This is a genomic window from Streptomyces sp. NPDC058008, assembly GCF_042886395.1.
GTDB lineage: Bacteria > Actinomycetota > Actinomycetes > Streptomycetales > Streptomycetaceae > Streptomyces.
This window is the reverse complement of the sequence record NZ_JBHVQX010000001.1, coordinates 9940-32156: the sequence shown is the minus strand read 5'-3', so window position 1 is coordinate 32156 and position 22217 is coordinate 9940. Positions and strand designations below refer to the sequence as shown.

Genomic DNA, 22217 nt, shown 5'->3' with positions numbered 1-22217 from the left:
ACATACGCGTGCTGCTCTAGCACCCTGTCCAGAGTTAAGGACTACGTCAAGGCCGTTCCGGGGGATACGGGCCGCTATGGGGGTTCTTGACGGCTATTCGGAATCACGACTGTGACTCATTCGCCACACCATCTTCTCAACTCCGCGCCGCCCGTGGCGGGGTGGGAACACGAACGGGCCCGGACAGGAATCCTGTCCGGGCCCGGCGGCCTCGCGGCCGGGTGCTACTTCTCGCTCTGCTTGCGCCAGCGGATGCCGGCCTCGATGAACCCGTCGATCTCGCCGTTGAAGACCGCTTCCGGGTTGCCCATCTCGAACTCCGTACGCAGGTCCTTGACCATCTGGTACGGGTGCAGGACGTAGGAACGCATCTGGTTCCCCCAGGAGTTGCCGCCGTCGCCCTTGAGCGCGTTCATCTTCGCCTGCTCCTCCTGGCGGCGGCGCTCGAGGAGCTTCGCCTGGAGGACGTTCATCGCGGACGCCTTGTTCTGGATCTGCGAGCGCTCGTTCTGGCAGGAGACCACGATGCCGGTGGGCAGGTGGGTCAGGCGGACCGCGGAGTCCGTGGTGTTGACGCCCTGACCGCCGGGGCCCGAGGAGCGGTACACGTCGACGCGGAGCTCGGACTCGTCGATCTCGACGTGGTCCGTCTGCTCGACCACGGGGAGCACCTCGACACCCGCGAAGGACGTCTGGCGGCGGCCCTGGTTGTCGAACGGCGAGATCCGGACGAGCCGGTGGGTGCCCTGCTCGACGGAGAGCGTGCCGTAGGCGTACGGGACCTCGACCGCGAAGGTGGTCGACTTGATGCCGGCCTCCTCGGCGTACGCCGTCTCGTAGACCTCGGTCTTGTAGTTGTGCCGCTCGGCCCAGCGCAGGTACATGCGCTGGAGCTTCTCGGCGAAGTCGGCGGCGTCGACGCCGCCGGCCTCGGCGCGGATGGTGACCAGGGCCTCGCGCGCGTCGTACTCGCCGGAGAGGAGCGTGCGGACCTCCATCTCGTCCAGCGCCTTGCGTACGGACTCCAGCTCGGTCTCCGCCTCCGCGAGCGCGTCGGCGTCACCCTCGTCCTCGGCGAGCTCGAAGAGCACCTCGAGGTCGTCGATGCGGCCGCGCAGGGCCTCGGTCTTGCGGACCTCGGCCTGGAGGTGCGAAAGCTTGCTGGTGATCTTCTGCGCCGCCTCCGGGTCGTCCCAGAGGGACGGCGCGGCCGCCTGCTCCTCGAGCGCGGCGATGTCGACCCTCAGCGCATCAAGGTCCAGGACGGCCTCGATCGACCCCATGGTCGAGGAGAGGGACTTCAGCTCTTCGGAAATATCGACGACTGCCACGGGTCCAGCGTAACGGCTGGACGGGTGAACCCGTCCCTCCCCCGGATCCCGGCCCCTCCGGGGCGCCTCTCAGGGGGCCGCCGGCGCCGAGTTCCGCGTGTCCTCGGGGGCCGGGCCCGGGTCGTCGCCGCTCGCGGCGAACCAGCCGCCCACCCCTATCGCCGCACACAGGGCCACGACTGCGGCACCCAGGGTGATCCGGCGCTTGCGGACGGCCGCCGCCCTGTTGCGGGCCGAGCCGGGGCGTGGGCGGCCGGGGGCCCGCGGCGCGCGGGCGGTGCCGAGCGGGCCGCCGGAGAGCTCGTCCGGGGCGGGCACGCGCATGCTCGTGTGGGTGTCCCGGTTGGAGTCCGGCGAGGAGCCGGGCACCAGCGGGACCGCGCCGCGGCGCCGGGGCTCCTCGGGCGCCGGGGTGTACTGCTGCTCGTCGTACGCCTGCGGTTCCGCCTCGCCGCCCGGCTCGTCGACGTCGAGCGGGGGTATCCCGGACAGCAGCGGGAGCAGCTCCCGCAGCCGGGTCGCGAGCTCGGAGGCGCGCAGCCGTGAGGCCGGGGCCTTGGCCAGGCACTGGACCAGCAGCTGCCAGAGCTCCTCGGGGATGCCCGGGAGGGGGACGACCGTCTCGGTCACGTGGCGGCGCAGGACGGCCCCGGGGTGGCCGCCGCCGAAGGGGGTGAAGCCGGCGAGAAGCTCGTAGAACACGGTCGCGAGGGCGTAGATGTCCACGGCGGCGCGCGGCGGGAGGCCCTCGACGATCTCGGGGGCCAGGTAGTCAGGCGTACCGATGATCTTGGTGGCCTTGGTGCGGCGCGGGGTGTCGATCAGCTTGGCGACGCCGAAGTCGGTGAGCAGCGCGGGGTGCGAACCGCCGGGGCCCGGGGGGCCCTCCATGTCGAGCAGGATGTTCTCCGGCTTGACGTCGCGGTGGACCACCCCGGCGCGGTGGGCCGCGGCGAGCCCGTCGGCGACGTCCGCGACGATCGCCGCGGCGGCCTCGGGCGCCAGGCGGCGCTCCCGGTCCAGCCGGGTGCGCAGGTCGGTGCCCCGCACGAGGTCCATCACCAGGGCCAGGTCGGTGCCGTCCACCACCAGGTCGCGGACGGCGACGACGTGCGGGTGGCCGAGCCCGAGCAGGGCGGTGCGTTCCTGTACGAAGCGGCCCACGAGCTCCTGGTCGGACGCCAGGTCCTCGCGGAGCAGCTTGATCGCGACGGGGCCCTCGGGCCCTTCGCCGAGCCACACCGTTCCGGCGCTGCCGCGCCCCAGGATCTGGTGAGCGGTGTACCGGCTGCCGATATTCCGTGCCAAGACTGCTCCCTCAGCGGCTGGCGTTGACCCCCGGTCGACAAAGTTACGCGGCGAACGGGGTGTTGCGTGCCCGGGACGGCGCCAACCTTCACTTCCGCGGGCGAATCGGGCCCGCGGAAGTCGACAAAGACACAGGACGGTGGCGTTACTGGCCGGTCGTGCCGCCGAGCTCCTTGAACCAGCCGGTCACGCTGCTGATGCCGTCCCCCAGGGCGTCCCAGAAGCTCTGACCCTGGGCGATCCAGTCCTGAAGCGGCGTCAGTTCCCAGATGAGCCAGGCGGCGACGACCAGCAGCACCACCGAGAACAGGCACCCCTTGAGGCAGCCCAGGCCGGGGATGCGCATCGGGTTGGCGTTGCGCTGCCTGGGCTGGCGCGGGGCCGGAGCCGGGGCCTGGGGCGCCGGCTGCTGCGGGGGCGCGTACTGCTGGCGCTGCTGCGGCTGGCGCTGCTGCTGCGGGGGCTGCTGCTGCGGCTGGTAGTGCTGGGGCTGCTGCTGCGGCGGGTACTGCTGGGCGCGCTGGGGCTGCTGGCGCTGCGGCTGCTGCGGCGGCGGCTGCTGGCGCTGGGGGCGGCGGCGCAGCGGGTCCTGGTCCGGGTCGAGGTACTGGACCTGCGTCTGTTCGTTGCGGTCCCTGGCGGCCCGGAGCTGGGACTGCCACGGGTGCGGGTCGTCGGGGTGCGGCGGCACGGGCGGCATCATCGCGGTCGGGTCGGCCTGGCCGCCCCCGCCCGGGGTCTGCCGCATCACGCTGGTCGCGGCGGCCGGGTCGTACGAGCCGGCGTTGCTCGGCAGCACCTGGGTCGGGTCGGCCGCGCCCGGGGTGTCCGGGACGGCGGCGGGCGCCGGGTCGGGGGCGAGCAGGGCGCCCACGCCTTCGGCCGCCGCGATCTGCGCCGAGTTCGCGTGCACGCCGACACCCGCGCCGACCGTACGCAGCGCACGGGCGAGGTTCACGGCGCTGGGACGCTGGTCCGGGTCCTTGCGCAGGCAGCGCTCGATGACCGTCCACAGCGGCTCGGGGACGGAACCGGGGCGGCGGGGCTCCTCGCTGAGGTGGCGGTGCAGGACCTCCAGGGCGGTGCCCCCGGCGAACGGCGGACGGCCGGTGACCAGCTCGTACAGCAGGATGCCCGCGCCGTAGACGTCCACGGCGGAGGTCTGCGGACGGCCCTCGGCCGATTCGGGCGCCACGTAGGCCGGCGTGCCGACGAACTCGTGGGTGCGGGTCAGCCCCGGGGAGTCCGCGAGGCGCGCGATGCCGAAGTCGGTGAGCATCGGGTGCATCTCGCCGTCGCGCTCGTCGAGGAGCACGTTGGCCGGCTTGAGGTCGCGGTGCACGACGCCGTCGGCGTGGCTGGCGGCCAGCGCGTCCGCGATCTGGGCGGTGAGCAGCGCGGCGGCGACCGGGGTGAGCGGACCGTTCTCGCGGAGGTAACGGTGCAGGTCGGGACCGTCGATCAGGTCCATCACCAGGGCGAGGAGGTCGCCCTCGACCACGAGGTCCCGGGTGCGCACGATGTTCGCGTGGGTGAGCCGCAGCAGTACGGAGCGCTCGCGCAGGAACCGCATGACGACATCCGCGTCGCTGGCGAGCTCCTCCTTGAGCACCTTGATCGCAACGGTCTCGCCGGGCTCCCCGGCGACGGCCGCCTCGGCGCCCGCGGTCTCCCGCTGGCGGGCTCGCCAGACGGTGCCCGTGGCGCCGCGTCCGAGCGGCTCCTCGAGCAGGTACTTGCTGCCTACCGGCCGCACGTCATGCGCTCCCTGCTGGTCGTTGTGCTTGCGGTCCCCCCGGACCCGCCCGGATGTTCCGGACCACTCTAGTGCCGCCGAACGGGGCACCGGCCGGTCGTCCTCCGGTCGTGTTGCCGCTGTGTCAGCGGGAAGACGCCCACACGGAAGAGTTGGTTGCCGAACGAGTGTGCAGGACGCCCGCGGCAGGACCAAGCAGGCACTTTTGCACCCACACTCGGCCATTCAAGATCACTAAGCGGCCACCCCCGGGCGTGTTGTCGGTGGCAGGTGCGAGGATGCCTCCAGCACGGAACTGTGAGGTCGGAAGCCTCACGCTCCGTGACGACCTGAACCGGACGACGCGTCCGTGCCGGGTGGGGGGAATCACAGGGCATTTCCCCTGCCGGGCACCCCGCGCAGAAGGGACCGCTGACGGCGATGCAGATCCGGCTGACCGTCCTCGCGCCGCGCAGCGGCCAGACCCCGGCGCGCGCCTGCGACGTGCTCGTGACCGCCCCGGCCGGGACGGCCCTCGCGACCGTCGCCTCCGGCCTGGCCGCGGCGGTCTCCGGCCCTGAGGGCTCCCTGGGCGGCGGCGCCACCGTGCTGTACGCGGGGCGCGAGCGCCTCGACCCGCAGCGCTGCGCGCTCGGCGAGCCTCCGCTGGTGGACGGCACGGTGCTCTCGCTCCAGGTCCCCGGCGACGACGAGGCCACCGACGACGCCGTTCCCGCCCGGCTGCACGTGATCGCGGGGCCGGACGCCGGCGGGGTCCACCTGCTGCACGGCGGGCAGATCCGGATCGGCCGTTCCGCCGAGGCCGACGTCCCCCTCGACGATCCCGACGTCTCACGGCTGCACTGCGCGGTGACCGTCACCGACGACGGACGGGTGTCCGTCGCCGACCTGGGCTCCACCAACGGCACCTCGCTGGACGGCGCCGACGTCCACGACCGCCCGGTCCGGCTGCCCCCGGGCGCCCTGCTGCGCCTCGGTGAGTCCACGCTCCGGCTCACGCCCGGTTCACGCACCCCCACCCTGGCGACGGCGCCGGACGGCGAGGGCCACCTGCGGGTGGCACGCGCGGAGCCCGCGGCGACCGCCCAGGGACCGGACCGTGAGCCCGCCCCCGGCCCGGCCTCCGCCGAGGGGCGCGGCCACGCCCACGGCCTCGTGGGACACGGCACGCACGAGGTGTACGGGCAGGGCCCGGCCGGCCACGACGCGCGGCGGGACGAGCCCGCCCCGCACCTCACCCACGGCCGCGGCACCCCGCTCACCGACCCGGAGGCCCCCCGGCGCGGCGGCATAGGCGCCTGGGCACGCCGGTTCACGGCCGGCAAGGGGGAGCAGACGCACACGGCGCCGCCCGGTGACCCGACGGCGGCCGGACCGGACCCCGGGTCCGCCCCGCACGCCCCCTCCGCGCCCGACCCCTCCCCCTCCGCCCCCGCGGGGACCTGGCCGGACCCCGCGACCGTGCTCCTCACGGCGCTCGGCCCCGGCCCCCGCCTGTGGGAGCGCGACGCCGCGCACCCCGAGGCCCTGGTCGTACGGCTCGGGACGACGGAGCGGGCCGATCTGCCCGCCGTACCGGTCACCGTGGGACTGCGGGAGGCCGGTTCGCTCGGGCTCGCGGGGCCGCGCGCCCGGCTGTCCGGGCTCGCCCGTTCGACGGTCGCGCAGCTCGCCGCCCTGCATTCCCCGTTCGACCTGGAGATCGTGCTCATCAGCACGGACCGGGCCCGGAGCCCGGAGGAGCGGCGGCGCGAGTGGGCGTGGCTCGGCTGGCTGCCCCATCTGCGCCCCATGCACGGCCAGGACTGCCGCCTGCTCCTCGCGTACGACCGCGAGCAGGCCGGCGCCCGCGCGGCGGAGCTGGCACGCCGTATGGCCGAAGGGCCGCTGGGCCCCGGCTGGGCGAGCGCCGGCCGTGACGCGGTGGCCGAGGCCGCCCGCCGCCACGACGGGCCGTACACCGTGGTGATCGTGGACGGCGACCCCGGCTCCTCGGCGCTGCGCGAGACCACGGCGGGGCTGGCCGGGGCGGGCGCGGCCTCCGGAATCCACCTGATCTGCCTGGCCGAGGCCCCGGCCGCCTCCCCCACCTCCCCGGTCGCGGCGACCTACGACACCGCCTGCCGGGCCTCGATCGCCTTCCGTGAGTGCGGTGCGGTCGCCATGCTGAGCGGCGACGTGGCCACCGCGCTGCGGCTGCTGCGCACGGCGGGCGGCCAGGCGGCGGGCCACGGCACCGTCGCCGCGGTGGACGCGGTGTCCGTCGCCTGGGCCGAGCGGTTCGGGCGCGCCCTGGCGCCCCTGCGCGACGAGGGCTCGGCGGCCCTGCCCGGCCGCCCCATGGCCGCGGCCCTGCCCCCGTCCGCGCGTCTGCTGGACGAGCTGGGCCTCGCCCGGGCCACCCCGGCGTCCCTGATGGCCCGCTGGGCCTCCACCGCCGAGAACCAGCCGGGCGCCACGGTCCGCACGCCGGCGCACGGCGCGCAGGACCTGGACACCACGGACTCCGGCCGCACGCTGAGCGCCGGGCCCCGGGTGGGTGCGCAGCGCGAGTCCCCCGACTCCGGGCGCACCCCGTTCCGGGGCAGCGGTCCGACCAGCTCGGGCTCCGGGCGCTCCGCCTACACGCCCGCGAGCGGCGGCGGGCCCCGCATCGGTGCGCAGCGGCGGGACAGCGGGGACGGGGCCACCGCCTCCTCCGCCTACGCGGGACGCCCCGTGATCGTGCTGGGCGCCGGACCCAGGGGACCGCTCTCCGTCGATCTGGACGACGAGGGTCCGCACCTGCTGATCGAGGGCCCCGCCGGCAGTGGCCGTACGGAGCTGCTGCGCGCCGTCGCCGCCTCCCTGGCCGCCGCCGCGCGCCCCGACCGGCTGGGCATACTCCTGATCGACGGGGCGGGCGGCGACCATGGGCAGCGCGGCGAGGGGCTGGGCCCCTGCACGGAGCTGCCGCACGTCTTCACGCACCTGGTCGCCTCCGACCCGGTGCGCATGCGGGAGTTCGCCCAGGCACTGGGCGGCGAGCTCAAGCGCCGGGCCGAGCTGCTCGGCACCCTGGACTTCACCGAATGGCACGCCAGGTACGAGGAGTCGCGGGGCGTCGCCGGCCGCGGCACGGCGGGCACGGCCGAACAGCGCGGCGATCTCGAATCGCCCGCCACCGGCACCCTGAGACTGCGGCCCGCCGCGGCACGGCCGGTGGACCCGGGGCCCTCCCCGCTTCCCCGGATCGTCGTCCTGGCCGACGACTTCGACGCCCTGGTCGCCCCTGCGCTCGGCAGCCCCGGCCGGCCGTCCGCCGGGTCCGTGGTCCGCGTCCTGGAGGCCGTGGCCAGGGACGGCGGGCGGCTCGGCGTGCACCTGGTCGCCACCTCCGCCCGCCCCGACCGCACCGAGGACACGGACCTGGCCCGGGGCGCGCGGCTGCGCATCGTGCTGGACCCGCCCGTCGTCCCCCCGTCCCCGGACGAGGCCGCGCCGGGCCGGGGCCGTCTGGGGCATCCGGACGGCCGGGTGACACCGTTCCAGGGCGGCCGGGTCACCGGACGCATCCCCCGCACCGCGACCCTGCGCCCCACCGTCGTCCCGCTGGAGTGGGAGCGGATGGGCGATCCGCCCGCCCGTCGCCCGGTCCGCGAGCTGGGCAACGGACCCACCGACCTCGCCCTGCTGGCCAGCGCCCTGGAGAGGGCGGCCCGTTCGGTGAACGCCGAGCCGCTGCCCCCGCTGGTCCCGTGACGCCCGGGGCGCGCGGGACCGTGCTTCCGCACGGGTGATCGAGGCGGGCACCCGCTGTTTCCCGACGTGACGTCACGAGCCCATCACGATCACCGAGTTGGCGCTGACAGCGGTATTGCGGCCCCGGTGCGCCGGGCATAGGACTGGTTCGCACGGACGATGTGAACCGCACGATGTGAGACGTGAACGGCACCGCTGGGTCCCACCGTTGGTGCCGGTCGCCCTCATGCGCGCGCAGGAGAGACGGGGCAGGGATGCGCAGAACCCTTCGCATGCGTAGGGCCGCACTGGTGTTCACCGCGATCGGGGCGCTGGCCCTCACCGGGTGCGGTGACGACGGCGCCGGCAAGGACAAGGCCGGCGACGAGGGCGGCAAGGGCCAGGACAGTGCCTCCGGCGTCACTCTGCCGAAGCTGGACGGCGAGAAGATATCGGTGGCGGCCGTCTGGACCGGCCCCGAGCAGACCAACTTCACCAAGGTGCTGTCCGAGTTCGAGAAGCGGACGGGCGCCACGGTCACCTTCGTGCCCGCGCAGGACCCGATCGTCAACTTCCTCGGTACCAAGATCGCGGGCGGCCAGCCGCCGGACGTCGCGATGATCCCGCAGGTGGGCGCGGTCCAGCAGGCCGTGGCCAAGAAGTGGGCCAAGCCGGTGGGCGCGGAGGCGAAGGCCCAGCTGAGCAAGAACTACGCGAAGGTCTGGCAGGACCTCGGCGCGGTCGACGGCACCCAGTACGGCGTCTACTTCAAGGCCGCCAACAAGTCCCTGGTCTGGTACAACACCAAGGCGTTCGAGAACGCGGGAGCCGGCGAGCCGAAGACCTGGAAGGACTTCATCGCGACGGCCGAGACGATCTCCGCCTCCGGTGTCACGCCGGTCTCGGTCGGCGGCGCGGACGGCTGGACGCTCACCGACTGGTTCGAGAACGTCTACCTCTCCCAGGCGGGCCCGGAGAAGTACGACCAGCTGGCCAAGCACGAGATCAAGTGGACGGACCCGTCCGTCAAGGACGCCCTGACCACGCTCGCCGAGCTGTTCGGCAAGCCGGAGCTGATCTCCGGCGGAGCCGACGGGGCGCTCCAGACCGAGTTCCCGGTGTCGGTGACCCAGACGTTCACCGGCGGTGACCAGCCCAAGGGCGCGATGGTCTTCGAGGGCGACTTCGTCTCGATCAACATCGCGCAGACCGAGGCGAAGATCGGTACGGACGCCAAGGTGTTCCCGTTCCCGGCCGTCGGCGCGGACTCCCCCGTGGTGACGGGCGGCGACGCCGCCGTGGCGCTCAAGGACAGCAAGGGCGCCCAGGCGCTGCTGACCTGGCTCGCCTCGACCGACGCGGCGAAGATCTGGGCCGAGGCCGGCGGGTTCATCTCGCCGAACAAGGCCCTGGACGCGGCGGCGTACCCGAACGACGTCCAGCGCAAGATCGCCGAGGCGCTGATCGCCGCCGGTGACGACGTCCGGTTCGACATGTCCGACCAGGCCCCGCAGTCGTTCGGCGGGACGCCCGGCAAGGGTGAGTGGAAGACCCTCCAGGACTTCCTGAAGAACCCGAAGGACATCGCGGGGACTCAAGCCAAGCTGGAGTCCGACGCGGCCAAGGCGTTCACGAGCTGACGGGGTGACCACAGCGACAGCGGGGGGCGCCGGAAGCGCGCCCCCCGCCGACAAGCGTCCTGGCACGGGCAGGGGCACACGGTCGCGCCGCAGCGTGACCGGCACCAGGAGAGCGGTCGCGGCGGCGTTCCTGCTGCCGGCCCTGGTGCTGCTCGGCTCACTCGTCGTCTATCCGATCGTGTACTCCGTCTACCGCTCGTTCCTCGACCAGTCCGGCACCGGATTCGCCGGCCTGGACAACTACCGGGCCCTGTTCTCCGACGACACCATCCGGACGGCGGTCAAGAACAACGCGATCTGGGTGGTGTTCGCGCCGACGGTCGCCACCGCCCTGGGGCTGATCTTCGCGGTGCTCACCGAGCGGATCCGGTGGGGTACGGCGTTCAAGCTGGTCGTCTTCATGCCGATGGCGATCTCCATGCTGGCCGCGGGCATCATCTTCCGGCTGGTGTACGAGCAGGCTCCGGAGCGCGGGGTGGCCAACGCGGTGGCGGTGGGCGTGCACGACACGTTCGCGCAGTCGTCCGGCTTCCCCAAGGCGCACCCGCTGCCCGTCCATCCGCTGAAGGCCGCGGGCGGCGGCTCCTTCGTGACGAAGGAGCCGGTGCGGGCCGGCGAGCCGGTGAACCTGCCGCTGGTCGGTGTGGCGCCGGCGAAGATGCCGGACGACGCGGTCCCCGCGAAGGCCGCCACCGCGTCCGGTGACGGCGTCACCGGGACGGCCTGGCTCGACTTCACCAAGGGCGGCGGCGGCCGGCCCAACGTCGTCGACCCGCAGGAACTCGGCCTCAAGGGCCTCACCGTCGAGGCGGTGAAGGACGGCAAGGTCGTCGCGACCGCCACGGCGGGCGCCGACGGCGTGTTCACCCTGCCCGCCTCGGCGGACGGGTCCCTGCTCCGGCTTCCGGCGGACAACTTCCGGGAGCCGTACCACGGTGTCGACTGGCTCGGGCCGTCCCTCGTGACGCCCGGGATCATCGGCAGCTACGTCTGGATGTGGGCCGGGTTCGCGATGGTGCTGATCGCCGCCGGACTGGCAGGTCTGCCGCGCGAACTCCTCGAGGCCGCACGGGTGGACGGCGCGAACGAGTGGCAGGTCTTCCGCCGGATCACGGTGCCGATGCTGGCGCCCGTGCTGGCGGTGGTCCTGGTCACCCTGATGATCAACGTCCTGAAGATCTTCGACCTGGTCTTCATCATCGCGCCGGGCTCCTCCCAGGACGACGCCAACGTCCTGGCCCTCCAGCTCTACCGCTCCTCGTTCGGCACGGACGCGGACCTCGGGGTCGGCAGTGCCATCGCCGTACTCCTGCTGCTGCTGGTGATCCCGGTGATGCTGTTCAACATCCGCCGCATCCGGAAGGAGGGACGCCGGTGACCACGACCGAGGCCGCAGAGGCCGGACAGGCCGAGCGGGTACCACGGAAGGGAGCGGGCACCGGCGCCCGGCGGCCCCTCGGCGCGCGGATCGCCGCCCGGGCGGGCGGCGGCGTCATGCGGGTCTTCCTCGTCCTGGTGGCCCTGTTCTGGCTGATGCCGACGATCGGGCTGCTGCTCTCCTCGCTGCGCGGGGCCGAGGACATCGCGGCGACCGGCTGGTGGAAGGTCTTCACCGCCCCCTCCGAGCTCACCTTCGACAACTACCAGCGCCTGCTGGACAACTCGACCATCACGGGTTCCCTGTTCAGCACGGTCCTGATCACCGTCCCGTCCACGCTCCTGGTCGTCGTCATCGGCTCGTTCGCCGGTTACGCCTTCGCCTGGATGGAGTTCCCCGGCCGCGACTGGTGGTTCCTGGTGGTCGTGGGGCTGCTCGTGGTCCCCGTGCAGGTCGCCCTGATCCCGGTGTCCGAACTCTTCGGCGCCATCGGGATCTTCGAGACGACCTTCGGCGTGATCATGTTCCACACGGCGTTCGGCCTGCCGTTCGCCATCTTCCTGCTGCGGAACTTCTTCGCCGAGATCCCGCGCGAACTGCTGGAGGCCGCACGGCTGGACGGTGCGGGCGAGATCCGGCTCTTCGCACGGGTCGTGATGCCGCTCGGCGGCCCCGCCATCGCCTCGCTGGGCATCTTCCAGTTCCTCTGGGTGTGGAACGACATGCTGGTCGCCCTGATCTTCGCGGACTCCGGGTCCCCGCCGATCACCGTGGCCCTCCAGCAGCAGGTCCGGCAGTTCGGCAACAACATCGACGTACTGGCGCCCGGGGCCTTCGTCTCCATGGTGATCCCGCTGGTGGTGTTCTTCGCCTTCCAGCGGCAGTTCGTGTCCGGCGTGATGGCCGGGGCGGTCAAGTAGCCGGAGGCGCGGGCCGGTCGGCACAGGACACCGAACAGCACACGCGTTCGTCAACATCAGGGCGGCCCGTTCACTCGTGAACGGGCCGCCCTGCCTCGCACTTCCCCCCGGATGCCCCGTTCCGCGTAACCAAGTCACTCCATCGGCCGTTTGCGGGCCACCTGCCCTCCCGCGAGCGACCCCTGGATGTGTTGTGCCCCGGTTCAGTGTCATCGTGCCCGCGTACCGGGTCCAGGCGTACCTGCACGCGTGCCTCGACTCCGTGCTGGACCAGTCCTTCAAGGACTACGAGATCATCGTGGTCGACGACTGTTCACCGGACGCCTGCGGCCCGATCGCCGATGAGTACGCCGTACGCGACCCCCGGGTCAGCGCGGTCCACCTGCCGCGCAACTCCGGCCTCGGACCCGCACGCAACGCCGGAGTCGCCCGGGCCACCGGGGACTACCTCCTCTTCCTCGACGGGGACGACACCTTCGCCCCCGAGGCGCTCCAGGCCATCGCCGACCGGCTCGACGCCACGGGCGGGCCCGACGTGCTGGTCTACGACTACGCCCGGACGTACTGGTCGGGCGAGAGCGTGCGCAACACCTTCGCCCAGCACCTCGCCGAGACCGGCCCCGCCTCCTTCCGGCTCGCGGACCGGCCCGAACTGCTGAAGGTCCTGATGGTCGTCTGGAACAAGGCGTACCGCCGCGCGTTCATCGAGGCCGAGGGCTTCACCTTCCCGCCCGGCTACTACGAGGACACCCCCTGGACGTACCCGGTGCTGATGGCCGCGGGCTCCATCGCCGTGCTGGACACCGTCTGCGTGGGATACCGCCAGCGGCGCCGGGGCAACATCCTCTCCACCACCACCCACCGCCACTTCGACGTCTTCGACCAGTACGACCGCGTCTTCGCCTTCATCGACGCCCGCCCCGAACTCGCCGTGTGGCGCCCGGTGATATTCCGCAGGATGCTCGACCACTTCTCGACCCTCTACACCTCCCGGGACCGGCTGCCGCGCGGGACCCGGGCCCGGTTCTTCCGGCGCGCCCGCGCCCACTGCCGCCGCTACCGCACGCCGGGCGCCCCCGTACCCCGCCGCGCCCGCCTGCGGCACGGGCTGTTCCGGCTCGGCGCCCACCGCACGTACCGCGCGCTGTGGGCCGCGCAGCGGCTGCGCGGCCGGCTCGGACGCCTGGCATCGGCGGCGCACCGGGCGGTGCGCGGGGCGGTCCTCCAGCTGCACTACCGCGTCCAGCTGCGCCTGCCGGTCCGGAGCGGTGACGCGGTGTTCGCCGCCTACTGGCACCGCGGTTACACCTGTAGCCCCGCGGCGCTGGAGGCCATGGCCAGGACCCTCGTGCCCGGGCTGCGCACCTCCTGGATCTGCCGCCCCGAGGACGCGCACACGGTGCCGGCCGCGACCCGGGTGCTGCATCCGGGTACCGCCGCGTACTGGACGGCCCTGGCCCGCTCCGGATACCTCGTGAACAACGTCAACTTCGACCGCAGACTCGTGAAGAGACGCGGCCAGATCCTGCTCCAGACCCATCACGGGACACCGCTGAAGACCATGGGCACCGACCTCGTGCACCGGCCCGCGGCGGCCGGCTCCATGGACTTCGAGCAGCTGCTGCGCAACGTCGACAAGTGGGACTACTCGCTCTCCGCGAACCAGCACTCCACCCTGGTGTGGGAGCGCACCTACCCCTCGGGCTACACCACGCTGGAGTACGGCAGCCCCCGCAACGACGTCTTCCACCGCGCGGACCCCGGCAGGACCGCGCGGCTGCGCGAGCGCCTGGGCGTCCCGGCCGGCCGGACCGCCCTGCTGTACGCGCCGACCCACCGCGACTACCGGCGCGCCCAGCGGCACTCCCTGGACCTGGAGCGGCTGGTCCGCGTCCTGGGCCCGCACTTCGTCATCCTGGCCCGCTCCCACTACCTGGACGCGACGGCCCGGGCCACGGCCGGACACACCCCGCACCCGCGCATCATCGACGTCAGCGCGCACCCGTCCGTCGAGGAGCTCTGCCTCGCCTCCGACGGGCTGATCACGGACTACTCGTCGCTGATGTTCGACTACGTCAACCTGGACCGGCCGGTCGTCCTGCACCTGGAGGACGCGCAGGCCTACGAGGCGGCCCGAGGCACCTACTTCGACCCGGCGGCCTTTCCTCCCGGGGCGGTGGCCAGGGACCAGGAGGAGCTGCACGAGATCTTCGCCACCGACCACTGGCGCGGGCCCCGCTCGGCACAGCGCAGGGCCGCGTTCCGGGCCCGGTTCTGCCCCTACGACGACGGGAACGCGGCGGAGCGGGTGGTGCGCCGGGTCTTCCTGGACGACCCCTCGGCCATGCCGCCGCCCGTCTCCCCGGCCGGCCGGGGGCGGACCGGGGTGCCGCGGCAGGTACCCGTGCGGGAGTACACGAACGGGTGAACCCGGGGCCGTGCGGGGCGGGGCCGCCGTGCGCGGTGGCCCCGGCACGGGCGGCAGGCGCCCGGCCCCGACGGGCCACGGTCCCGCGCTCCGGGGCCCGCCTCGGGCCCGACGAGGCACGCGTCCCGCGCGTCCCGTGGCCCCGCTGCCGGACCCGGAGCGGCCGTCGGCCCCGGGGGCACGCTCCGGGGCCCGTGTCCCGCGTCCCGAAGCCCGAGCCGGCTCAGCGCTCCAGGAGCGCGAACAGTTCTTCCCAGCGGCTCATGATCCCCGCCTCCGAGAACCGCTGGACGTTGGCGCGCGCCCGGTCCCCCATCGCGTCCCGCATCCGGGGGTTGCCCGTGAGCCTGAGGAGGCGGTCGGCGAGCGCGCCGATGTCCCCGGCGGGGGCGAGCAGTCCGTCCTCACCGTCGCGCACGATCTCCCGCACTCCCGGCGCGCAGTCGAACGCCGCACACGGCACACCGCTCGCCATGGCCTCCAACAGCGCGAGGGGGAACCCCTCGCCCCGGGAGGACTGGACGAAGACGGACGAGGCGGCGAGCGCGCCGGGAACGTCGTCCGTGCGCCCCCGCCAGCCGACCGAGGAATCGAGCCCCAGCCCGGTGCACCGGGCCCTGAGCTCCGGCTCGTCCTCACCCGTCCCGTACACGTCCAGCCGCCAGCCGGGGCGCTGCGGCGCCACCAGCGCCCAGGTGTCGAGGAGCATGTCGATGCCCTTCTGGTCGGTGAGCCTGCCGATGCTCGCGACCGACTTCTCGCGGCGCGGGGAGGGCACGTCGGGCAGCCCGGCCAGGGCGTTGGGCATGAAGCCCACGTTGTCCATCCCGTCACCCGCCCACTTGTCGGCGTCCTCCTCGGTGAGGACCAGCCAGTGGTCGAGCGGCGGGTAGTGGTTCCTGATCCAGCGGTAGCGGTGGCTCGCCCGGGAGTAGTCGTAGGACTCGTGGCTCATCCCGATGACCCGCAGGTCCCCGGTGTCGGCCTCGCCCACCCACTCCATCGCCCAGACCTGGCTGACGATCACCACCCCGCCGGGCCCGGCCGCCCGGAAGATCTCCGAGAGCCGGTCGACGGCCCGCCTCTTGCGGGCCGCCCGGCGCGCCTCGGCGCGCCGGGCGGGGATCCGGAAGCGGTCCCGCAGGCCCTGGGGCTCCCAGGGCGTCGGCGGGTGCGCCGGGTACAGGGCGGTCACCGGGTAGCCGGGCGGACCGGGCAGGGCCATCTTGCGCTCGGCGGCGTGGATCCCGACGGTGTGCACCCGGTGGCCCGCCTCCTGGAACAGGTGGGCGGTCCGGTGCGTCCAGCCGGTCACACCGCCGAGTTCGTCGGTGCTGTTGGAGACGATGAAGACGTCACGGCTGCGGCTCATGGCCGGCCTCCCCGGTCGGGACGGTGCGGGACGGTGCGGTGTACCGGGCGAAGACGGTGTCGACGACCTCGCGGGCCGCGTCCCCGCGGTCGTAGGCGCCGAACTCGGCCGCGAACGCGGCGCGCCGCTCCTGGTGGGCGGTGTCCGCGCTCTTCAGCCGGTCCAGCTCGTCGAAGAGTTCCTCCTCGGTCGCCACCACCGGCCCCGGCGCCTTCTCCCGCAGGTCGAAGTAGCTGCCCCGCTCGGCGGCGTAGGCGTCGAGGTCGGGGGCCAGCAGGAGGATCGGCCGGTCCAGGAGGGCGTAGTCGAACATGATCGACGAGTAGTCCGTGACCAGGACGTCGGCGAGCGCCAGCAGTTCGCTGACGTCGTGGTGGTCCGAGACGTCCACGACCGTCCCGGGCGGGCAGGCCGGCAGGCTCGCCGCCTCCAGGTAGTGCGCCCGCACCAGCAGGGTGCAGGTGTCGCCGAAGCGTTCCGCGAAACGCGCCGCGTCCAGCAGGAGCCGCTGCCGCCTGCGCTTGCCGGGCCCTCCCCGGAAGGTCGGCGCGTACAGCACCACCAGGCGGTGGTCGGGCAGGCCCAGCTCGGCCGCGAGCGCCGGACGCGGGAGCCGGCCCTGGGACTCGGCGCGGGCCCGCGCGGCCAGCAGGGCGTCGTTGCGGGGGTACCCGGTGCGCAGCAGCTTCGCCTCGGGCAGCCGGTAGGCGCGGGCCAGGGTGCGCTCGTCGTGCCCGGACCGTACGAGGAAGTGGTCGAAGCGGTTCACGGCCTGCTGGAGCCGTTCGCGCTGCGGGGCGTTCTGCATCCGCACCCGGGTCTCGTCGAACCCCATGCGCTTGTACGCCGATCCGTGCCAGGTCTGGAGGTAGGTGGTGCCGGACGGCTTGTCGAGGTCCTGCGGGAAGCCCTGGTTGTCGACCCAGTACTCCGCCCGCGCCAGCTCCCACAGATAGCGCCAGGACCAGCGGCGCACGAGCCGGGCGTCGCGGGGGAAGCCGTCCGGTGACTCGGCGTACGCCCACACGCAGCGCAGCCGGAGCCCCCGGGCGCGCACCTCCTCGTGGACGGCCCGGGGGCTGTCGCCGTAGCAGGTGCCCATGTGGCTCTCGAAGACCACGGAGCCCCTGCGCACGGGCAGCCGGAGCAGCCAGGAGCGGTAGACCGAGGCCTTGAAGCCCCGGGCGTGCAGCCGGTCGCGGCGCCTGCGCAGGGCCCGCAGCAGCAGCCTGGCCCGGCGGGCGGGACGGAAGTGCGTGGCGTAGTGGACCAGGCGGCGGGCCGTGCGGGCGGGCAGCTGGCGGGCCTCCAGCCGGAGCGCCAGATGGTCCCTGAGCGTGATGTAGGGCTCCCAGGTGTCCCCGGCGACCCGGCCCAGCCGGGGCCGGGCGGGCGAGCGGTCCTCCGGGCCGACGAGGTCGTGCGGCGCGAAGAGGTCGCTCACCGCACGGTCGCGGCCGTCCTCCACCACCATCCGCACGTCCCACACCGTGTCGCGCGCGCCGAAGGGGCGCAGCAGGCGGCCCGGATCGGCGCGGGTGGACCAGCTGATGCCCGTGGTGTCGGGCCGCAGCGAGTCGACGGGCGCGCGGAAGGTGCGGGAGCCGTCGCGTACGCGGAACTCCAGATGGGCCGTGAGCGGCGCGTCCGGGCCGGGGCCCGTGTGCGCGGGCAGGACGAGCCTGCCCGCGAGCAGGACCAGGCTGCCGTGGACCTCGTAGCGGGTGAGCCTGTTCATCAGCTTCAGCTCGCCGAACGGGCGGTACTGGTGGCCGAGTTCCGTGACGTCCAGCACGGGGTCCGGCCCGCCCGGCCAGTACACCCGCCCGTCGTCCCGCACGGAGAGGGGCGCGGCCACCGTGCCCCGGCGCCGCAGGGCGTACGCCGCGCCGAGCGTGCCCTCCGCGTCGCCCCGCTCCAGCAGCCGGACGCCGACGCGCTCGACGGGGGGCAGGGTCAGCAGGACCGGTTCGGGGACGCTGCCGGGCAGCACCCGGGCTGCCGTCGCCGCGACGCGTTCGCGCCCGGCGGCGGGCCGCTCGGGGAAGCCGCGCACCAGCGGCACGAGGTGGTCGAGCAGGAAGGCCCGGTCCCGCTCCTCGCGCAGTTCCGCGAGCCCCTGGGCCACCAGCACGTGGCACACCCGCCGGTGGGCCTCCACGAGCCCGGCGAGGTCCCGGCCCGCGTCGGGGACGGCCCGGCCGCAGACGATCCGGCGGCGGACGAGGGCGATCCGGCCGACCACGGCGGCCGCCAGGAGGCCGAACAGGATCCCGCTGTGGGTGAGGTCCTCGTCGTAGCGCAGCGCGTGCCGCTCCAGCGCCGCCCGCCGCACGCAGAACCCGGTCACCAGGGCGTCGTGCACGGCCAGTTCGGGGGCCTCGGTGAAGCGGCCGACGGTGCGGGAGCGCAGGAACAGCGGCTGCTGCCAGGCGGGTTCCTGCTCCTTCGTCCCGTCCCCGGTGAGCCGGCTCCAGCCCCCGGCGACCAGGTCGGCGCGGGTACGCGTGCCGGCCTCCCAGAGGGTGCGGCAGGCGTGCCGCTGGAGGCGTTCCCCGGTGTCCAGCACCAGGACGTACGTGCCCCGGGCCGCGTCCAGGCCCGCGTTGCGCAGCGAGGCGACGGAGTCCGTACCGGGGTCGAGCACCCGCACGCGGTCCGGGGCGTGCCCGGCCAGCGATCCGGCGGCCGTCCGCAGGGCGGCGGGGGCGCCGGCGGGCAGGACGACGAGGGCCTCGACGGCGCGCAGGCTCTGGTCGAGCACCGACCGCACCGACGCCGTCAGCGCCTCCTCCCCGCCCTCCGCGGCGGTGACCACACAGCTGACGTCGGGCGCGCTCATGCCCGCACCCCCTTCAGCATCCGGTCCACGACCCTGGCCGCCGCCGTCCCGTCGTCGAGATCGCAGAACGACTCGCGGAAGCGCGCGTAGGCCTCGCGGTGTCCGGCCGTCGCGGCGTCCGGGTCGCGCAGGGCCTCGACGACGGCGGCCGAGTCGCCGATCAGCGGGCCGGGTGCCAGCTTCTCGAAGTCGAAGCAGAAGCCGCGCAGGGTGTCGCGGTAGTGCTCCAGGTCGTAGGTGTGGAAGAGCATGGGCCGGCCCGTCTGGGCGAAGTCGAACATCAGGGACGAGTAGTCCGTGACCAGCACATCGCTGATCAGGATCAGTCCGGCGACGTCCGGGTGGCGCGAGACGTCCCGGACGAAGTCGTTCTCCGGGACGCTCCCGCCGACCAGGTAGTGGCGGCGCACCAGCAGGACGTGGTCGTCGCCGAGCGCCTTCCGCGCCTGCTCCAGGTCCAGCTGGAGGTCGAGCCCGTAGCGTCCGCCCCGCTTGGGGCGGTCCTCCCGCCAGGTGGGGGCGTACAGGACGACGCGCTTGCCGTCGGGCACGGCGAGCGACTGCCGCACGGCGGCGGCGGCCTTCGCACGGTCGGGCGCGTACAGCAGGTCGTTGCGCGGGTAGCCGCACTCCAGCACCTCGCCCGTGTGACCGAAGGCGCGGCGCAGGACGGGCGTGGAGAAGCTGTTCGGCGAGACGAGCACGCTCCACTGGGCCGCGCGCCGCGGCATCGACTCGATGTACGCGGTGTCCGCGAGCGCGGTGCCCGCCAGGTCGCGGCCGATGCGCTTGAGCGGGGTGCCGTGCCAGGTCTGGACGACGCACTGGCCCTCCGCCCGCTCGAACCACTCGGGCAGCTGGGTGTTGGTGACGATCCACCGGCTCCGGGCCAGGGCCGCGTGCCACTCGGCGCTGTGCAGGGCGACGGCGCGCACCCCGGCGGGCACGGCGGCCTGCTGGTCCCTGACCACCCAGAGGTGTTCGACCGCGGTGCCGCGCCGGGCCAGCTCCTCGTGGACGGCGCGGGGCGAGTCCGAGTACTGCCGCCCGTCGAAGCTGGAGTACAGCACGGTGTCCCACAGCTCCCGGCCACGGGTGTCCGCGTACCGCTCGCGCAGCAGGCGCTGCCCGTACGCCCCCCGGTCCTCCGGCGGCAGGGCGCTGTCCGACCGCAGACAGAGCCGGTCGTGGAAGCGCCGCTCCAGGGTGAAGGACCGCCCTGCCGATTCCCGCCGCTCGGGCAGGCCCGCGTGCAGCTGGTGCACCACGCGCAGCGGCAGGTAGCGCTCCGGGTCGGTCTCGCCCCGCTCCCGCAGGAAGGGGTACCACCGGCCCTCGGCGAGCGGCAGCACGCCCCCGGGCCCGTCGACCGCGCCCGGGGAGAACTCCGCGCGGAACGCGGTGCCGGTGCGCTCCACGGCGAAGCCGCTCTCCTCCTGGTGGCCGCTGTGGCGCAGGACGAGTTCGTCGGTGCGGTCCCGCACCGCGGGGAAGGTCCCCTCGAGGGCCAGGCCGCCGCCGTCCGTCCACGACACGCGCGTGACGACGGGGCGCACGTCCCGGTCGGTGAGCACCAGGTCGCCCGACGGGTTGGCGGCGGCGTAGACCTCGCGGCCGCCGGGCAGCGGGTACCGCGCGGCGTCGGTCTCCGGGCGGGCCGCGACCGTCGGCCGGCCCGCCCCGCCGGCCAGCTGGACACCCCAGTCGCCGTCGGCGCCCCGGAAGGTCACCAGCGGCACCTCGGCGACCAGGGTGCGGCCGTCCGTACCCTCCTCACCGGCCAGGGGGAACTCGCGGGTCTCCTTCGTGCGCCACTCCTGGAGCCGCAGGACCGTCGGCGCGTCCCCGTTCAGCACCCGCACCGCGATCCGGACGCCGTCCCCGGCCTTCGTCGGACCGTGGCCGGCGAGCACGGCGTCGATCCGCTCGGCGCGCAGCTCCAGCTTGTTGCCGGAGAGCAGCGGGACGACCCGGGTCCGCTCGCCGACGTACCGGACGGCGGGCGCCGCCGGGTTGCCGAGCAGCCGCATCGGCCCCCGGCGCGGCCGTCCCGCGCCGACCACGACGGATTCCAGCTTCCACAGGGTCCGGCCGCCGCGTGCCGTGCCCCGGGTGACCAGCCGGCGCGGGTCGACGACGGTCTCGAAGCCGGACCGTTCGTAGCGGTGCAGCGAGCGGGACGATCCGGCCGCGGCCCCGTCGGTCCCCGTCCCGCGCAGCCGGAGCGGCATGACCCGGCGTCCCGACCTCAGCCAGCCGGCCCCCGCCGTCGCGCCCGGGACGTTGCGGACGTACGCGTACCCCTTGAGGTGCAGCAGCCCGTCCCGCCACACGGCCTCGGTGAGGTGCGCGTGCACGGGGAGGTCCTCGGCGGACAGCGCGGTGACCTTGCGCGGGAGGGGGGCGTCGATGCCCGGGTACTGGGCCCGCGGCCGCAGCCGCCCCCGCACGTGGAAAGTGTCACGGTCGGTGGACTCGTACGCCAGGAGCGCGAGCAGTTCCGCCGTCCTGCGCTCCCGGATCAGCCGCCACTTGACCCGCAGGTGCAGGGGCAGCCCGTCGAGGACGGCGGGGTCGACCGTGTCGGCGAAGGCGTTGGCGTGGGTGAGGAAGGCCTCGTGGAAGGTCTCGTCGCCGTCCCGCAGCGCCTCGATGAACAGCCAGAGGTCACCGGAGAGGGCGTGCTCGTCGTAGCGCCGCTTCCCCTCGGCCAGGCCCCGGTCCGCGAGGAACCGGCTGACCGTGGAGACGGCCGTGACCCGGTCGCGGATGCCCCGGGGCACCGCGCGCCGGGTGGTGATCGAGCCGTCGCGGTCCCGCCAGTGGTAGACGGGCTCCTCCACCACGTCCACGCTCCGGGCCAGGAAGTGGGCCGGCAGGACCACGGCGATGTCCTCGTACAGGACGCCCGTCGGGAAGGCGAAGGCGTGCTCGTCCCAGAAGGCCCTGCGGAAGACCTTGTTGCAGGCGATGCGGTCGCCGAGCAGGATCCAGTCCCGGGTGACGTGGGTGGCCCGGCGGGACCTCTCCATGGGCCTGCGGAACATCGGGGACTGTTCGAGGGCCCCGTTCGCCCGGAGCCTGAGGACGTTGCCGGTCGCGAAGTCCGACCCGGAGGCGTCGAGTTCGTCCGTCATCCTGGCGAAGGCGCCCTGCGGCACGATGTCGTCGCTGTCGACGAACGCCAGGTACCGGGCGTCCGGATGGGCCTGCGCCGCCCCCGCGTTGCGCGCCGCCCCGAGCCCGGCGTTCTTCTGCCGGATCAGCCGGAAGCGCGGGTCGCGCCGGGAGAACTCCAGCGCCACGTCGGCTCCGCCGTCGGTCGAGCCGTCGTCGACCATGACGACCTCCAGTTCGGCCATGGTCTGCCCGGCCAGCGACTCCAGGCAGGCTCCGAGGTACTCCTCGACGTTGTAGAGCGGGACGACGACGGTGAGACGGGGTGCCATGGCGCTGCGCACGATCCTTCCGGACGAACGGACTTCCTCTGTATGGAACGAGCCCCGTGCCGGGGAGGCACGG

At 74.0% G+C, this 22217-nt stretch carries 11 protein-coding genes; 5 read left to right on the top strand and 6 right to left on the bottom strand.

The features are described 5' to 3' along the window. Window positions 1–224: 224 nt before the first annotated feature. The 3 genes from prfB to ACFVS9_RS00080 form a co-directional block, all read right to left on the bottom strand. Window positions 225–1331 (bottom strand): peptide chain release factor 2, encoded by a 1107-nt coding sequence (gene prfB, locus ACFVS9_RS00090; protein ID WP_383115816.1) that lies wholly within the window; start codon window positions 1329–1331, stop codon window positions 225–227. A 69-nt stretch (window positions 1332–1400) separates the two neighbouring features. After that, entirely contained in the window at window positions 1401–2639 is a 1239-nt protein-coding gene (locus ACFVS9_RS00085; RefSeq protein ID WP_383115815.1) for a serine/threonine-protein kinase, read from the bottom strand. Window positions 2640–2784: 145 nt separating this feature from the next. Next, the gene (locus ACFVS9_RS00080; protein ID WP_389929085.1) at window positions 2785–4395 is read right to left on the bottom strand and encodes a serine/threonine-protein kinase; all 1611 of its coding nucleotides are present in this window, start codon (window positions 4393–4395) and stop codon (window positions 2785–2787) included. Between the two features lie 420 nt (window positions 4396–4815). Here ACFVS9_RS00080 and ACFVS9_RS00075 point away from each other — a divergent pair, with 420 nt between their 5' ends. The 5 genes from ACFVS9_RS00075 (at window position 4816) to ACFVS9_RS00055 (ending at window position 14481) form a co-directional block, all read left to right on the top strand. After that, window positions 4816–8136, top strand: coding sequence for an FHA domain-containing protein (locus tag ACFVS9_RS00075; RefSeq protein WP_389929083.1), 3321 nt, complete (start codon window positions 4816–4818; stop codon window positions 8134–8136). 254 nt (window positions 8137–8390) lie between these two features. Then, on the top strand, window positions 8391–9755 hold the full coding sequence (locus ACFVS9_RS00070) for an ABC transporter substrate-binding protein (protein ID WP_383115812.1): 1365 nt from the start codon (window positions 8391–8393) through the stop codon (window positions 9753–9755). A gap of 4 nt (window positions 9756–9759) precedes the next feature. Continuing rightward, window positions 9760–11133: a carbohydrate ABC transporter permease gene (locus ACFVS9_RS00065; RefSeq protein WP_383115811.1), complete on the top strand. Its 1374-nt coding sequence runs from the start codon at window positions 9760–9762 to the stop codon at window positions 11131–11133. Continuing rightward, window positions 11130–12053 carry a carbohydrate ABC transporter permease gene (locus ACFVS9_RS00060; protein WP_389929081.1) on the top strand — a complete coding sequence of 308 codons (924 nt, stop codon included), beginning with the start codon at window positions 11130–11132 and terminating at the stop codon, window positions 12051–12053. Before ACFVS9_RS00065 ends, ACFVS9_RS00060 begins: the two co-directional genes overlap by 4 nt. A 193-nt stretch (window positions 12054–12246) precedes the next feature. After that, window positions 12247–14481, top strand: coding sequence for a CDP-glycerol glycerophosphotransferase family protein (locus ACFVS9_RS00055; RefSeq protein ID WP_383115809.1), 2235 nt, complete (start codon window positions 12247–12249; stop codon window positions 14479–14481). Window positions 14482–14704: 223 nt separating this feature from the next. On the opposite strand, the gene ACFVS9_RS00050 is transcribed toward ACFVS9_RS00055, so the two are convergent. Genes ACFVS9_RS00050 through ACFVS9_RS00040 form a run of 3 tightly spaced genes read right to left on the bottom strand, consistent with a single transcriptional unit; the run spans window position 14705 to window position 22144 of the window. After that, window positions 14705–15853 (bottom strand): glycosyltransferase, encoded by a 1149-nt coding sequence (locus tag ACFVS9_RS00050; RefSeq protein ID WP_383115808.1) that lies wholly within the window; start codon window positions 15851–15853, stop codon window positions 14705–14707. After that, entirely contained in the window at window positions 15837–18695 is a 2859-nt protein-coding gene (locus ACFVS9_RS00045; RefSeq protein ID WP_389929079.1) for a CDP-glycerol glycerophosphotransferase family protein, read from the bottom strand. Before ACFVS9_RS00045 ends, ACFVS9_RS00050 begins: the two co-directional genes overlap by 17 nt. Continuing rightward, window positions 18692–22144 (bottom strand): CDP-glycerol glycerophosphotransferase family protein, encoded by a 3453-nt coding sequence (locus ACFVS9_RS00040; protein ID WP_383115806.1) that lies wholly within the window; start codon window positions 22142–22144, stop codon window positions 18692–18694. The genes ACFVS9_RS00045 and ACFVS9_RS00040 overlap by 4 nt, the downstream gene beginning before the upstream one ends. Window positions 22145–22217 lie beyond the last annotated feature (73 nt).